This is a genomic window from Klebsiella scottii (assembly GCF_036561945.1).
Lineage (GTDB): Bacteria > Pseudomonadota > Gammaproteobacteria > Enterobacterales > Enterobacteriaceae > Klebsiella > Klebsiella scottii.
Map to the genome: position 1 here is coordinate 1,132,249 of NZ_JARXNI010000020.1, position 15,914 is coordinate 1,148,162.

Consider the following 15,914-nt stretch of genomic DNA (forward strand, 5'->3'; position numbering starts at 1 on the left):
GTGTTAATACCTTGTTGAAGGCACTACACTGAAGGTCGGAGGAACTCATGACCCTGTCTTTTACCACCCACTGGCGTGATGAACTGCCAGATTTCTATACGGCCTTAATGCCGACACCGCTGAGCAACGCGCGGCCGATCTGGCATAACGCGCCGCTGGCGCAGACGTTGGGCGTGCCTGAGGCGCTGTTTCAGCCGTCAACGGGCGCCGGCGTATGGGGCGGCGAAGCGCTGCTGCCCGGTATGTCGCCGCTGGCGCAGGTCTATAGCGGCCATCAGTTTGGCTCCTGGGCCGGGCAGTTGGGCGATGGCCGGGGGATCCTGCTGGGCGAGCAGCAGCTGCCCGATGGCCGACGAATGGACTGGCATCTGAAGGGCGCCGGACTCACGCCTTATTCGCGAATGGGCGACGGGCGCGCCGTGCTGCGCTCGACGATCCGTGAAGGCCTTGCATCGGAAGCGATGCACGCTCTGGGCATACCAACCACCCGCGCGCTGGCGATAGTGACCAGCGACACGCCGGTATATCGTGAAACCGCCGAGCACGGAGCGATGCTGATGCGTATCGCCGAAAGCCACGTGCGCTTTGGCCACTTCGAGCACTTCTACTATCGTCGGGAAGCGGAAAAGGTACAGCAGCTGGCCGACTACGTGATTCGTCATCACTGGCCTGAGCTCGACGGGCAGGCGGATAAGTACATCCTCTGGTTCCGTGACGTTGTCACCAGAACCGCGACGCTTATCGCCAGCTGGCAAACGGTCGGCTTTGCGCATGGGGTAATGAATACCGATAACATGTCCATTCTCGGCCTGACGATGGACTACGGCCCGTACGGATTCCTCGATGACTTCAAGCCCGACTTCATCTGCAATCATTCGGATTACCAGGGGCGTTACAGCTTTGAGAATCAGCCGGCGGTAGGCCTGTGGAATCTGCAGCGCCTGGCGCAGTCGCTGTCGCCGTTCATCAGCGCCGATGCGCTAAACGCGGCGCTGGATGGCTATCAGCACGCCCTGCTGAGCGCCTACGGCCGCCGCATGCGCGACAAGCTTGGCCTGTTCACCCAGCAGCAGGGCGATAACGATCTGCTGGACGGTCTGTTTGCGCTGATGATACGGGAAGGCAGCGATTACACCCGCACCTTCAGGATGCTGAGCGCCAGCGAGCAGCTAAGCGCCGCGTCGCCGCTGCGCGATGAGTTTATCGATCGCGCCGCCTTTGATAGCTGGTTTGACGGCTATCGCGCGCGCTTGCGCGATGAGCAGATTGATGATGCGCGGCGCCAGCAGCATATGCGTGCCGTCAACCCGGCGATGGTGCTGCGTAACTGGCTGGCACAGCGGGCAATTGAGCAGGCAGAGCAGGGTAACACCGGCGAGCTGGAGCGTCTGCACGAGGCGTTGGCCCAGCCGTTTATCGACCGGGAAGATGATTACATCAGCCGTCCGCCGGACTGGGGAAAAGGGCTGGAAGTCAGCTGCTCCAGCTGATACGCCGGTGCGCCCGGGCACCGTACTCTCCTCGCGCTAACCGGCGGGGAGAGCTATTTTGTCAGGATCAGCTTGCCTGCGTGGGTCTGACGCAGCAAATAGCGCTGACCGTCATGTTCGATCACCACCCGACCTTCAGTACCTAGCAGCACCCGGCTGCAAATCTGACGATCCGTGGCGACAGGGTAAGGGGCATTGTCTTTTGTTTTTTCAGCTGTGGCAGTGTTATCCATTCGCGTCATAGCACCAAAATAAAAATAAAAGCAACAATGATAATCATTATCAGTAATGTTAATTTTCACGGCAAGCGTTTTTTATCAAAGTACTATATTTGGCAGGCTGACGGTGGGGATATTCCGCCGCGTGGGGGGAGAATTCCCACCGCATGCGCGGTGGGAGAGAGCGGCTACAGGCGAGCGGCGGTTGCCGCAGCCAGTTCAGCCAGCAGACGCTCGCTGTCTTCCCAGCTCAGGCACGGGTCGGTAATCGATTGACCCCAGGTCAGCGGTTGCCCGGCAACCACTTTCTGCGTCCCTTCCTGCAGGAAGCTTTCCGCCATGATGCCGGCGATGGCCGTCGAACCGTTGCGGATCTGCTGGCAAACGTTCTCGCACACTTCCAGCTGACGACGATGCTGTTTCTGGCAGTTGCCGTGGCTGAAATCGACAACCAGCTGCTCCGGCAGATCAAACTCACGCAGCGCATCGCAGGCCGCGCTAATATCCGCAGCGTGATAATTTGGCCGTTTCCCGCCGCGCATAATGATATGCCCGTAGGGGTTGCCGCTGGTCTGATAGATGGTCATCTGACCCTGCTTGTCCGGAGAGAGGAACATATGGCTGGCGCGGGAGGCGCGAATCGCATCAACGGCGATACGCGTGTTGCCGTCGGTCCCGTTTTTGAATCCTACCGGGCAGGAGAGCGCAGAGGCCATCTCGCGGTGGATTTGGCTCTCGGTGGTGCGCGCGCCAATGGCGCCCCAGCTGATAAGATCGGCGATAAACTGCCCGGTCACCATATCGAGGAATTCGGTGGCGGTCGGCACGCCCAGCTCATTGATCTGCAGCAGCAGGCGCCGCGCCAGTTCGATACCGTGATTGACTCGATAGCTGCCGTTAAGGTCAGGATCGGAGATCAATCCCTTCCAGCCGACAACGGTACGCGGTTTTTCAAAATAGGTGCGCATCACGATTTCCAGCTGAGGCTGGTAGCGCTCGCGCATAGCCTGAAGGCGGTGCGCATACTCCAGCGCGGCCTGGGTATCGTGAATGGAGCAGGGGCCAATAATCACCAGCAGGCGGCGATCTTCGCCGTTAAGGATCTTTTCAATTCGGCGGCGGGAAGCGGAGACGTGTGCCGCGACATCGGCAGATACGGGATGCCGCTGGGCCAGTTCCGCAGGCGTTACCAGGCTTTCAATGCGCGCGGTACGCAGTTCGTCTGTTTTATTCATTGGGGTCTCAAAAATCTGTTTCTTCCGCGACGAAAATGCCGGGAAGTGATGCGCATCACGATAAACCAATCCCCGCTTATTGCAAGAGCGGGGGATGATCCTGTATAGGCCACGGGTGATAGCATAAACAAATTTTCAATAACGTACTAGTGTGTTAGTACATCCTTCGGCTCAGCCCCATGATGTCCATGATTTTGGTCGCGATCTCCTCCACTGAATAGTTGGTACTATTCAGGCAGGGAATTTTATTCTTGCGGTACAGCGCCTCCACCTCGGTGACTTCCATTCGACACTGACGCATCGAGGCATAGCGGCTGTTTTCCCGGCGCTCTTCGCGGATCGCCGCCAGGCGTTCCGGACTAATGGTCAGGCCGAACAGCTTGTGCTGTAGAGGCTTGAGCGAAGCGGGCAGGATTAAATTGTCCATATCGTCGGCGATAAACGGATAGTTGGCGGCGCGAATGCCGTACTGCATGGCCAGATACAGGCTGGTTGGCGTTTTGCCGCAGCGCGAGACGCCCAGCAGAATCACCTGCGCCTGATCGAGGTTGCGCAGCGAGATGCCGTCGTCGTGGGCAAGGGTGTAATCAATGGCGGCAATACGCGCATCGTACTTGTTCAGGTTACCCGGCGTGAGGCCGTGGGTACGATGAGCGATCGGCGTGGGGTCGAGGCGCAGCTCCTGCTGCAGGGGTGCCACCAGCGCCTGCACGATATCCTGACAGAATCCTTTACTTTGCATGATGATGTCGCGAATTTCCGGAATCACGATGGAGTAAAAGACCAGCGGACGGATGCCGCTTTGCTCATAGATGGCGTCAATTTGCTCCTTCACCGCCCGCGCCCGGCTGATATTTTCCACGAACGGCAGGGTAACGCTGCTGATAGCGACCGGAAACTGCGACATCACCGCGTGCCCCAGCACCTCGGCGGTAATGGCCGTCCCGTCGGAAATATAAAACACGTGGCGATCTACAGCACTTTCCATTTTGACCATCCGGTATAATGAGTTTAATTACCTGAAAGCAGTTATTAAATTTAAGCATATCCGTTTATGTTTTGTCTCACTTTAAAAATGAAACGCTATTTTTATTTTTAATGAAAAGGTAGGTTCATTTTTGCCGGCTGGTTATTTTTTGTCTCTTATTGCAGCAGATTTAAGAAGAATCATTGAGTTAGCTATATCAGGTGAACTGTCCTAAAAAAGAAAAAATAATTTGCTTGAACGATTCACCGTTTTTTTCAGCCGCATAAATATGTCAGGATAAATCCCGTAGTTGATCGTGAGTTTTTTATCACTGGTATTAAATCACAAAAGGATTGTCTCGATGTCCAACAATGGCTCGTCACCGCTGGTGCTTTGGTATAACCAACTCGGCATGAATGATGTAGACAGAGTTGGGGGCAAAAATGCCTCCCTTGGTGAAATGATCACTAATCTGTCCGGTATGGGCGTTAGCGTACCGAACGGATTTGCCACCACCGCTGATGCCTTCAATCAGTTCCTGGACCAAAGCGGTGTAAACCAGCGCATTTATGAACTGCTGGATAAAACCGACATTGACGACGTTTCCGCATTAGCGAAAGCGGGGGGACAGATCCGTCAGTGGATCATCGATACCCCGTTCCAGAGCGAACTGGAAGACGCGATTCGCGATGCTTATAAGCAGCTGTCCGCCGACAACGCTGAGGCCTCTTTTGCCGTGCGCTCCTCCGCAACGGCAGAGGATATGCCCGATGCCTCCTTCGCCGGGCAGCAAGAGACATTCCTCAACGTGCAGGGCTTTGATGCCGTGCTCGTCGCAGTGAAGCACGTGTTTGCTTCGCTGTTTAACGATCGCGCGATCTCCTATCGCGTGCATCAGGGCTACGATCACCGCGGCGTGGCGCTATCCGCCGGGGTGCAGCGTATGGTCCGCTCCGACCTCGCCTCGTCCGGCGTCATGTTCTCCATCGATACCGAATCCGGTTTCGACCAGGTGGTGTTTATCACCTCTGCCTGGGGCCTGGGTGAAATGGTGGTGCAGGGCGCGGTAAACCCGGATGAGTTCTACGTCCACAAGCCAACGCTGGCCGCTGGTCGCCCCTCTATCGTGCGCCGCACCATGGGATCGAAAAAGATCCGCATGATTTACGCGCCGACCCAGGAGCACGGCAAGCAGGTGCGCATCGAGGATGTGCCGCAGGCGCAGCGCGATATTTTCTCGTTAGCTGACGAGGAAGTGCAGGAGCTGGCGAAGCAGGCGGTGCAGATTGAGAAGCACTACGGACGTCCGATGGATATCGAGTGGGCGAAAGATGGCCATACCGGCGAGCTGTTTATCGTTCAGGCGCGCCCGGAAACCGTACGCTCGCGCGGCCAGGTCATGGAGCGCTATACGCTGCATGCCCAGGGGCAGATTGTCGCCGAAGGTCGCGCAATCGGTCACCGCATTGGCGCGGGCCCGGTGAAGGTTATCCACGATATCAGCGAGATGAACCGCATCGAGCCGGGCGACGTGCTGGTCACCGACATGACCGACCCGGACTGGGAACCGATCATGAAGAAAGCGTCGGCCATCGTGACCAACCGCGGCGGACGTACCTGCCATGCGGCGATTATCGCCCGTGAGCTGGGGATCCCGGCGGTGGTAGGCTGCGGCGACGCGACCGACCGCATTCAGGAAAACCAGAACGTGACTGTCTCCTGTGCGGAAGGCGATACCGGCTACGTTTATGCTGAGCTGCTGGATTTCAGCATCAAGAGCTCCAGCGTCGGCGAAATGCCCGACCTGCCGCTGAAAATTATGATGAACGTCGGTAACCCGGACCGGGCCTTTGACTTCGCCTGCCTGCCGAATGAGGGCGTGGGCCTGGCGCGTCTGGAGTTCATCATCAACCGCATGATTGGCGTTCACCCGCGCGCGCTGCTGGAGTTTGATGACCAGGAGCCTGGCCTGCAGAACGAAATCCGCGAGCTGATGAAGGGTTACGATTCACCGAAAGAGTTCTACGTCGGTCGCCTGACGGAAGGGATCGCCACGCTGGGTGCGGCATTCTATCCAAAACGCGTTATCGTGCGTCTGTCCGACTTTAAATCTAACGAATACGCCAACCTGGTGGGCGGCGAGCGTTATGAGCCGGAAGAAGAGAACCCAATGCTCGGCTTCCGCGGCGCCGGCCGCTACGTTTCCGACAGCTTCCGCGACTGCTTTGCGCTGGAGTGTGATGCGGTTAAGCGCGTGCGTAACGACATGGGGCTGAGCAACGTCGAGATCATGGTGCCGTTCGTCCGCACCGTCGCCCAGGCGAAAGCGGTGGTGGAAGAGCTGGAGCGTCAGGGCCTGAAGCGCGGCGAAAATGGCCTCAAAATTATCATGATGTGTGAAATTCCATCCAATGCCCTGCTGGCGGAGCAGTTCCTTGAGTACTTTGACGGCTTCTCTATCGGTTCGAACGATATGACGCAGCTGGCGCTGGGCCTTGACCGTGACTCCGGCGTCGTCTCTGAGCTGTTTGACGAACGTAACGACGCGGTGAAAGCGCTGCTGTCGATGGCGATTCGCGCGGCGAAGAAACAGGGTAAATATGTCGGTATTTGCGGGCAGGGCCCGTCCGACCATGAGGACTTTGCCGCCTGGCTGATGGACGAGGGGATTGATAGCCTGTCCCTGAACCCGGATACCGTGGTGCAAACCTGGCTTGGTCTGGCTGAACTCAACAAATAACGCGTTCTGTGCACAGGTAAACTCCGTCAGCAATGGCGGAGTTTTTTATTTTTTATAGCGTCCCGATCACATATTTTGCGGTCAGTCACATAAAGCGAAAAAAAACAAAATATCGTAAGCCATCAGTTAATTTCTACAATTGTCGTTTAGACGGTCATTTCTAATACTTACATCGCGTCATCAGGCTCTCATACTAGTTATTAAGTGAGAATCGTTTGTTCTCGCGTAAAGGATAATAATAATGACCTTGTCGTCTGTACTGACTACAAAAGATAAAATAGGTTACGGCCTCGGTGATATGGCCAGCGCGCTGGTGTGGCAAACCGCAACGCTGTTTCTGGCTTATTTTTATACCGATGTATTTGGCCTGCCTGCCGCCATTATGGGCACCATGTTTTTAGTCGTGCGGGTAGTCGACGCGGTGGTCGATCCGTGCATCGGCGCGCTGGTGGATCGCACCCAAACCCGACACGGCCGGTTTCGTCCCTGGCTGCTGTGGTTTGCCATTCCCTTCGGCGTGAGCTGCATCATCACCTTCTACGTTCCTGATGTCGGCGAGACGGCAAAAATCATTTATGCCTGCTTGACTTACACTCTTCTCAGCTTTATCTACTCGGCGATTAACGTCCCCTACTGTGCGATGCCGGGCGCCCTGACGATGGACCCGCACGAACGCCACTCGCTGCAATCATGGCGCTTTGCGCTGTCGTTTGTCGGCGGACTGATCGTCACCGTGATTGCGCTGCCGCTGGTGGCTCATCTTGGCGATGGTAACGCGCAGAAAGGCTACTTCTATGCGATGAGTCTGATGGGCCTGCTCGGAATTGTGCTTTTTTTCAGCTGCTTTTTCCTGACCCGCGAACGCTATACGCCGCAGAACGACGCCTCCGGGTCGCTAATAAAAGACCTCAAGCTGCTGGCCGCAAATAGCCAATGGCGCATTGTGTTCATCTTTAATATTTTATTATTAACCGCCGTGGTTACCCGCGGGTCGGCGACGATGTATTACGTTAAGTATGTCATGCAGCGCCCCGAAATGGTGTTTACGTTTATTGTTTCCGGAATGATTGCCGCCCTGCTGGGGGCATTATTATCGGAACGGTTGCTCGGGAAATTCGATCGGGTGCGGGCGTATCAGTGGACAATTATTACCTTCGTACTCTTCGCCTGCGCCATTTTCTTTATTCCGGCCAATCAGATCTGGCTGATATTTGGCCTGAACGTGGTCTTCAGCTTTATTCAGAACCTGACAACCCCGCTGCAGTGGACCATGTTTTCCGACGTCGTGGACTATGAAGAGCACCGCAGCGGACGCCGCCTCGATGGCCTGGTGTTCTCCACCGCGCTCTTCGCCATCAAGTTTGGCCTTGCGCTGGGCGGCGCCGTGGTGGGATGGGTGCTTGGATTTGTCGACTATATCCCGAATGCGGCAACCCAGTCGGCGGCGGTGCTCGGCACGATCAATGCGCTGTTTTCCATCGTCCCCAGCGCGCTGTTTATCGCGATGGCGCTGCTGCTGATGCTCTACAAACTGAATAGCCGTACGGCGGACAGTATCGCCAGAGAACTGACCCGCAAGCGCGAAATGCGGACCCCCGAAGCCCCCGTGTCGGCGCCAGATTCAGCCCTACAGGAGTAATAACATGACCGTAATTTATCAGGATGCCAGCCGCCCGGTAGAGGAGCGCGTTGCGGATTTACTGTCGCGCATGACGCTGGAAGAGAAGTTTGCCCAGATGCACGGGTACTGGCTGGTGCTTGACGAAAACGGCGAGCACCGTGAACGCAGCGATATGAGCGATGAGTTTGCCGGCGTCAGCGAGCAGACCTCCCTCGCGGAGAGGCTGAAGCTGGGCGTCGGGCAAATCACCCGTCCGCTGGGCACCCACATCGTGGCGGCGGACAGCGGCGTGCGCGCCGCCAACCGGCTGCAGAAGATGCTGATGGAAGAGACGCGGCTAGGGATCCCGGCGCTGTTCCACGAAGAGTGCCTGGTGGGGCTACTGTGCAAAGAGGCGACCCTGTTCCCCTCGTCGCTAAACTATGGCTCGACGTGGGATCCTGAGCTGGTGGCGCGGGCGGCGCGGGAAATCGGCGCCGAAGCGCGTTCGACCGGCTGCAAGCAGGGGCTTGCCCCGGTGCTGGACGTCTCTCGCGACGTGCGCTGGGGGCGTACGGAAGAGACCTTCGGCGAGGACCCGTGGCTGGTCGGCGTCATGGCCTGCGCCTACGTTGACGGGCTGCAGGGCGAAAAGCGCGACGTGCTGGAAACGCTAAAACATTACGTCGGCCACTCTTTTAGCGAAGGCGCGCGCAACCATGCTCCGGTTCATCTCGGCTTTTGCGAACTTAACGACACCTTCCTGCTGCCGTTCGAGATGGCGGTGAAGCTGTCCAATGCCGGATCGGTGATGCCGGCGTATCACGATATCGATAACCAGCCGGGGCACAGCGACGGCTTCCTGCTCACCACGCTGCTGCGGCAACGCTGGGGATTCGACGGCATTATCGTCGCCGACTACGGCGGCGTTAGCCTGCTGCATCAGCATCACGGCATCTCGCACGATGCGGCGGAGTCGGCCGCGCTGGCGTTTAATGCGGGGCTTGACGTGGAGCTGCCAAAAGATGACTGCGCGCGTCACCTGGATGAAGCCCTCGATCGCGGGCTGATCGCCGTCGAGAAGATTGACGAGATCGTGGCCCGCACGCTGACCGAGAAATTCCGTCTTGGGCTGTTCGAGCGGCCCTATACCGACGTAGCGGGGATCACGCTGCAGTCGGCCAGCGCCCGCCAGGCCGCGCGCGAGGTGGCGACGCGCTCGCTGACCCTGCTGGAAAATCGCGCCTGCCTGCCGCTGCAGGGAGAACCAAAGGTCGCGGTGGTCGGGCCTACAGCTGACGATCCGCTGGCGCTGCTCAGCGGCTACAGCTTCCCGGTGCATCTGATTATCAGCGATATGCTGGAAGAGGTCTCGCAGGTGACGACCCCGCTGGCGGCGCTGCGCCACTATCTTGGAGACCGGCGCGTCAGCTATGCCAAAGGGTGCCACATTATTGAACAGCGCATGGCGGGCGCGCCGGTATTCCCCGGCGACAGCGGCGGTAAGCCGATGCAGCAATCGCCGGTCTCGTTCGACACCAGCCTGATTCCGGCTGCGGTAAGAGCGGCCGAGGAGAGCGATGTGGTGGTGGCCTGCGTGGGCGATCTTGCCGGCTTGTTCCAGAGCGGCACCGTGGGCGAAGGCTCCGATACCGACAGCCTGAATCTGCCTGGCGTGCAGCAGCGGCTGCTGGAGGCGCTGGTGGCAACCGGGAAGCCGGTTATTGTGGTGATGACCGGTGGGCGGCCCTATAACCTGCAGGGGCTGGAAGAGAAAGTTGCGGCCCTGCTGATGGCATGGGCGCCGGGGCAGGAGGGCGGTTGGGCGATCGCCGACGTGCTGACGGGGCGAGAGGAGCCGCAGGGGCGGCTGGTGGTCAGCGTGCCGAAAAGCGCGGGCGCGATGCCCTATTATTACAACCACAAGCTGAAAAGCGGCGGTACGCCGTTCGCCTTCCACTTTGGCTCCCGCTACCCGTTCGGCTACGGGCAAAGCTGGACGACCTTCAGGTATGGCGAACCGCAGCTGCTGGCGTCACAGGTGGCAATGGAGGGGGAGATTGCCCTCCAGGTGACGATCCGCAACGACGGCGAGCGTCGCGGCAGCGAGGTGGTGCAGCTCTACGTGCGCGATAAGGTCGCCTCGATGGTGCGTCCGGTTCAGGAGCTTAAAGCCTTCCGGCGGGTGACGCTGGATCCGGGAGAAACGGCGACGCTGACCTACTATCTGCCGGTCGATATGCTTAACTTTACCCGCCGTGACGGGCAGCGCATCGTTGAACCCGGTGAGTTTGTGCTTCAGGTCGGCGCATCTTCTGCTGATATCCGCGGGACGGCAACCGTGACGGTAAAAGGCGAGGTTCGTGAGCTGGCGCAGAGGTGGCGAATGATGAGCCGCTGCGAGGTGAGTTGATAAAAAAATGCCCATCGTGGGAGATGGGCAAAGACTACACACAGCAATTCGTTGTTTCACTCAGGGGATTTCCATGCTTATAAATCAATGTGTTGATTTATAACCGTGCTCATATAGTAGCCACAGGGATTTTTTGCGTCGATCGGATTCCTCTCAATAGTTAAATTGAGGTGAAGAATATGCGTGGGATATGTAGCGAAAGCTGTGGTTGAAGCGCCTGACAGGCACCAATGCATAAGGTTTATTTATGATTAAGGCGGGTTTCCCCGCCTTAATTTTTGTGCTGCCGGCGTTACTCGCCGCTTTTGATATTGCCGGCATTAAGCTCGGTGAGCTCGGCCAGCACCTGATCGGGATCTTTCGGCGGCGGCGGAACTTCATGCACCCAGGCGTCGTACAGTCGCCATGACACGGCGAGCAGGACCGGGCCGATAAACAGGCCAATCATGCCAAAGGCAATCAGGCCGCCGATAACGCCGGAGAGGATCAGGATCATCGGCAGATCGGCGCCCATGCGGATGAGCACCGGACGGATGACGTTATCCATTGTCCCCACCACGCAGCTCCACACCAGCAGCACGGTACCCCAGGTGGTATCGCCGCTGTAGTACAGCCAGATAATGGAGGGGATGAGCACAATCAATGGCCCCAGCTGAACGAGGCAGGTGAAGATCATTACCACGGTCAGCAGCGCGGCGTAAGGCACGCCGGTTACCGCCAGGCCGATGCCGCCCAGCACCGCCTGAGTCAGCGCGGTAACCACGACGCCCAGCGCCACGGCGCGAATCGCCTGGCCTGCCAGCAGCACCGCGGCATCGCCGCGTTTTGCCGCCAGCCGGGTGGCGAAATAGCGGAAACCATAGGCTACCTTTTCACCCTGCCAGTACAGCAGGGCGCTGAACAGCAGCATCAGCCCGCAGTAGACCAGCAGTTTGCCAATGTGCGCCGCCTGCCCGACAAACCAGGTGGTGGTGGTGCCGATATAGGGCCGGATTTTGGCCATGATCGCCGCGCCCCCCATATCCAGCAGGCCATGCCACGCGGAGTAGAGCTTGTCGCCAATCAGCGGGATGCTGTTGAGCCAGGCGAAATCCGGCAGGCTCACGCTACCGGTGGTGAACATTTTAATCAGCGGCGCGCTGTTATCGACCAGGCTGTTGACCAGCAGCGCGATCGGGATAACGAACAGTAAGAATAACAGCAGGGTCATTACCAGCACCGCGAGGGCGCGTTTGCCAAACAGCAGCCGCTGCAGGCGCAGTAGTACCGGCCAGGTTGCAATGACCACGGTGCCTGCCCAGGCAAAAGACAGGATAAAGGGCTGTACGATCCACAGGCAGGAAACAATAATCAGGGACAAAAACAGCACCGATAGCAGAACCTGCGGTATATCCCGGGGCTGACGCTCGTTAATCATAGAGAAAATTTACCTTTCCAGTGGCGCCAAAAGGCTGACGCAGCGTAATTCCATATACGGATAATAATACCAATAATTTAACCCGCCTGATTCTGCACATAAATCTGGTGGGCGCATATGAAAAAAATGTGATAAAAAGTTGACTGCACTACGCAATCGTTTAGTTACCTATACACAAAATCATCCAGGATACCTCGAACCGGCAGGTGAAAGCTCGCGGCGTTTGCCTAAGTCAGCGATCGGCGCAGCGGAAGCGGCTGACGGAAAGCGCTCCGAAGGATGAAGTTTTTACAACACAACATAGTCAGGCAGGGTCAAGCGTTATGATCCCACAAATTTCTCAAGCACCAGGCGTCGTTCAGCTGGTATTGAATTTTTTGCAGGTACTGGAGCAACAAGGTTTTACCGGCGATACCGCCACCAGCTATGCCGACAGGCTAACGATGGCGACGGACAACAGCATCTATCAGCTATTGCCGGACGCGATTTTATTCCCCCGTTCCACGGCGGACGTCGCGCTGCTGGCAAGAGTGGCGGCGGATGAGCGTTTCAAAACGCTGGTCTTTACGCCACGCGGCGGCGGCACCGGCACCAACGGCCAGTCGTTGAACGCGGGGATTGTTGTTGATATGTCCCGCTATATGAACCGCATTATCGAAATTAACCCGGAAGAAGGCTGGGTGCGGGTCGAAGCCGGGGTCATTAAAGATCAGCTCAACCAATATCTTAAGCCGTACGGCTACTTTTTCGCGCCGGAGCTGTCAACCAGCAACCGCGCTACGCTCGGCGGAATGATCAATACCGATGCCTCCGGCCAGGGGTCGCTGGTGTACGGTAAAACCTCCGATCATGTGCTGGGCGTGCGCTCGGTCCTGATGGGGGGCGATATTCTGGACACCCAGGCCATTCCCGCGGCCCTGGCAGAAACTCTGGCAAACGAGCAGTCGGCAATCGGGCGCATTTACCGCACCGTCTACCAGCGCTGCAAAGAGCAGCGCCAGCTGATTATCGATAAATTCCCTAAGCTTAACCGCTTCCTGACCGGCTACGATCTGCGCCACGTCTTTAATGACGATCTGAGCGAATTCGATCTGACCCGGATATTAACCGGTTCCGAAGGCACGCTGGCGTTTATTACCGAAGCGCGTCTCGATATTACCCGGCTGCCGAAGGTGCGTCGGCTGGTGAACGTTAAGTATGATTCGTTTGATTCCGCGCTGCGCAATGCGCCGTTTATGGTGGCGGCAAATGCGCTGTCGGTGGAAACCGTCGACTCGAAGGTGCTTAACCTCGCGCGCGAAGATATCGTCTGGCACTCCGTCAGCGAACTGATCGCCGACGTGCCGGATAAAGAGATGCTCGGGCTGAACATCGTCGAGTTTTCCGGCGATGACGTCGAGCTGATTGACGGCCAGGTGGCTTCCCTGTGCCAGCGGCTGGATCGGCTGATCGCCCAGGGTGAAGCCGGCGTCATCGGCTGGCAGGTGTGCGGCGAGCTGGACGGCGTTGAGCGTATCTACGCGATGCGTAAAAAGGCGGTAGGGCTGCTGGGTAACGCGAAGGGGGCGGCTAAACCGATTCCTTTTGCCGAAGATACCTGCGTGCCGCCGGAACATCTGGCGGATTACATCGTTGAGTTTCGCGCGCTGCTGGACGCCCACGGCCTGAGCTACGGCATGTTTGGCCACGTCGATGCCGGGGTGCTGCACGTGCGCCCGGCGCTGGATATGTGCGATCCTCAGCAGGAAGTGCTGATGAAGCGGATCTCCGATGAAGTGGTCGCGCTGACGGCCAAATACGGCGGCCTGCTGTGGGGGGAGCATGGGAAGGGGTTCCGCGCCGAGTACAGCCCGGCGTTCTTTGGCGATGAGCTGTACCGCGAGCTGCGGAAAGTGAAGGCGGCATTTGACCCGGATAACCGCCTTAACCCCGGGAAAATTTGCCCGCCGGAAGGCGTCGATGCGCCGATGATGAAAGTGGACGCGGTGAAGCGCGGCACCTACGACCGTCAGATCCCTATCGCCGTACGCAGCTCATGGCGCGGGGCGATGGAGTGTAACGGTAACGGCCTGTGCTTTAACTTTGATGTTAAGAGCCCCATGTGCCCGTCGATGAAGGTGAGCAATCATCGCATCCATTCGCCGAAAGGCCGGGCAACGCTGGTGCGCGAGTGGCTGCGTCTGCTGGCCGATCGCGGTATCGATCCCAATCAGCTGGAGAGCCAGCTGGCGGAAAAACGCGCCAGCCTGCGCGAACTGATCGAGCGTACCCGCAACAGCTGGCACGCGCGCAAGGGCGAGTATGACTTCTCGCATGAGGTCAAAGAGGCGATGTCCGGCTGTCTGGCCTGTAAAGCCTGCTCCACCCAGTGTCCGATTAAGATTGACGTTCCGGAGTTCCGTTCACGCTTCCTGCAGCTTTACCACAGCCGCTATCTGCGCCCGGTTCGCGACCATCTGGTGGCGACGGTGGAGTCCTACGCGCCGCTGATGGCGCAGGCGCCGAAAACCTTTAACTTCTTTATTAACCAGCCGTGGATGCGCAAGCTGTCGGAGAAGCACATCGGGATGGTGGATTTACCGCTGCTCTCCACGCCGTCGCTGAAGCAGCAAATGGTCGGCCACCGTTCGGCGAATATGACGCTGGAACAGCTTGAAACGCTGAGCGCCGAGCAAAAGGCGAAAATGGTGCTGGTGGTGCAGGATCCGTTCACCAGCTACTACGATGCGCAGGTGGTGGCTGATTTCATCCGTCTGGTGGAAAAGGTCGGCTATCAGCCGGTGCTGCTGCCGTTTTCGCCAAACGGTAAGGCGCAGCATATTAAAGGCTTCCTGTCGCGTTTCGCCCGTACGGCACAGAAAACGGCGGACTTCCTCAACCGGATGGCGCAGCTCGGGATCCCGATGGTCGGCGTCGATCCGGCCCTGGTGCTGTGCTACCGCGATGAATACAACCAGACGCTGGGCGACAAGCGCGGCGACTTCCGCGTGATGCTGGTACATGAATGGCTGCCGCAGGCGCTGCCTGAAAGCGCGGTGCAGGATAACGGTGGCGAGGCGTGGTATCTGTTTGGTCACTGCACTGAGGTCACGGCGCTCCCGGCCGCGCCGAAGCAGTGGGCTGAAATCTTTGCGCGCTTTGGCGCGAAGCTGGAAAACGTCAGCGTGGGCTGCTGCGGCATGGCCGGAACCTACGGCCATGAGGTTAAAAACCATGCCAACTCGTTGGCGATTTACGCGCTTTCCTGGCAACAGGCGATGCAGCGTTTGCCGCGCAACCGCTGCCTGGTGACCGGCTATTCCTGTCGTAGCCAGGTTAAGCGTATTGAAGGCAGCGGCGTACGTCACCCGCTGCAGGCGCTGCTGGAGATTATTGGATGATTTGGAAACGTCAGACAACGCTGGAACAGCTCAACGCTATGGGCGAGGGCAATATGGTTGGTCTGCTGGATATCCGCTTCGATGTGTTTACCGATGACACCCTTGAAGCCACGATGCCGGTAGACAGCCGAACCCATCAGCCGTTTGGCCTGCTGCACGGCGGCGCGTCGGTGGTGCTGGCCGAAACGCTGGGTTCGGTTGCCGGCTACTTATGCAGCGAAGGCGAACAAAAGGTGGTGGGGCTTGAGGTTAACGCTAACCATATCCGCTCGGTTCGCGGCGGTCGGGTTCGTGGCGTCTGCAGGGCCCTGCACGTCGGCTCGCGCCATCAGGTGTGGCAGATTGAAATATCCGATGAGCAGGGGCGTCTGTGCTGCTCATCGCGGCTCACTACGGCGGTGGTTTAAGACCGCGATCGTTGCCTGAAGTGATATATGGGGGAAATTTTTCCCCC

Annotated in this window: 10 protein-coding genes and 1 other RNA gene; 6 read left to right on the plus strand and 5 right to left on the minus strand. The window is 58.1% G+C overall.

What is annotated here, in order from left to right; all coding sequences use genetic code 11:
- Positions 1–47: 47 nt before the first annotated feature.
- Positions 48–1,490 carry a protein adenylyltransferase SelO gene (gene selO, locus QFI97_RS13060; protein WP_346431325.1) on the plus strand — a complete coding sequence of 481 codons (1,443 nt, stop codon included), beginning with the start codon at positions 48–50 and terminating at the stop codon, positions 1,488–1,490.
- A 53-nt stretch (positions 1,491–1,543) separates the two neighbouring features.
- Here selO and hemP read toward each other — a convergent pair whose 3' ends face one another.
- From hemP to ppsR, 3 genes are all read right to left on the minus strand, one after another.
- A complete protein-coding gene (gene hemP / locus QFI97_RS13065) occupies positions 1,544–1,723 on the minus strand; it encodes a hemin uptake protein HemP (protein ID WP_189339890.1) in 180 nt (59 codons plus the stop codon).
- A gap of 173 nt (positions 1,724–1,896) precedes the next feature.
- Entirely contained in the window at positions 1,897–2,943 is a 1,047-nt protein-coding gene (aroH, locus tag QFI97_RS13070; protein ID WP_095102290.1) for a 3-deoxy-7-phosphoheptulonate synthase AroH, read from the minus strand.
- A gap of 154 nt (positions 2,944–3,097) precedes the next feature.
- A complete protein-coding gene (ppsR, locus tag QFI97_RS13075) occupies positions 3,098–3,931 on the minus strand; it encodes a posphoenolpyruvate synthetase regulatory kinase/phosphorylase PpsR (protein WP_095102292.1) in 834 nt (277 codons plus the stop codon).
- A gap of 340 nt (positions 3,932–4,271) precedes the next feature.
- On the opposite strand from ppsR, the gene ppsA reads away from it, so the two are divergent.
- The 3 genes from ppsA (at position 4,272) to QFI97_RS13090 (ending at position 10,663) form a co-directional block, all read left to right on the plus strand.
- Positions 4,272–6,650, plus strand: coding sequence for a phosphoenolpyruvate synthase (gene ppsA, locus QFI97_RS13080; RefSeq protein ID WP_095102062.1), 2,379 nt, complete (start codon positions 4,272–4,274; stop codon positions 6,648–6,650).
- A 241-nt stretch (positions 6,651–6,891) separates the two neighbouring features.
- Positions 6,892–8,289, plus strand: a complete 1,398-nt coding sequence (locus QFI97_RS13085; RefSeq protein ID WP_331833866.1) for an MFS transporter — start codon at positions 6,892–6,894, stop codon at positions 8,287–8,289.
- A gap of 4 nt (positions 8,290–8,293) precedes the next feature.
- Positions 8,294–10,663, plus strand: coding sequence for a glycoside hydrolase family 3 N-terminal domain-containing protein (locus tag QFI97_RS13090; RefSeq protein ID WP_346431326.1), 2,370 nt, complete (start codon positions 8,294–8,296; stop codon positions 10,661–10,663).
- Here the strand turns inward: QFI97_RS13090 and rprA are convergent.
- Positions 10,663–10,770: antisense sRNA RprA (gene rprA / locus QFI97_RS13095), an RNA gene on the minus strand. The genes QFI97_RS13090 and rprA overlap by 1 nt on opposite strands.
- 185 nt (positions 10,771–10,955) lie before the next feature.
- On the minus strand, positions 10,956–12,080 hold the full coding sequence (ydiK, locus tag QFI97_RS13100) for an AI-2E family transporter YdiK (protein WP_095102068.1): 1,125 nt from the start codon (positions 12,078–12,080) through the stop codon (positions 10,956–10,958).
- 323 nt (positions 12,081–12,403) lie between these two features.
- On the opposite strand from ydiK, the gene ydiJ reads away from it, so the two are divergent.
- A complete protein-coding gene (gene ydiJ / locus QFI97_RS13105; RefSeq protein WP_095102070.1) occupies positions 12,404–15,460 on the plus strand; it encodes a D-2-hydroxyglutarate dehydrogenase YdiJ in 3,057 nt (1,018 codons plus the stop codon).
- Complete coding sequence (gene menI, locus QFI97_RS13110; protein WP_331833863.1) at positions 15,457–15,867, plus strand: 1,4-dihydroxy-2-naphthoyl-CoA hydrolase; 411 nt, start codon at positions 15,457–15,459, stop codon at positions 15,865–15,867. The genes ydiJ and menI overlap by 4 nt, the downstream gene beginning before the upstream one ends.
- The last annotated feature ends 47 nt before the right edge of the window (positions 15,868–15,914 follow it).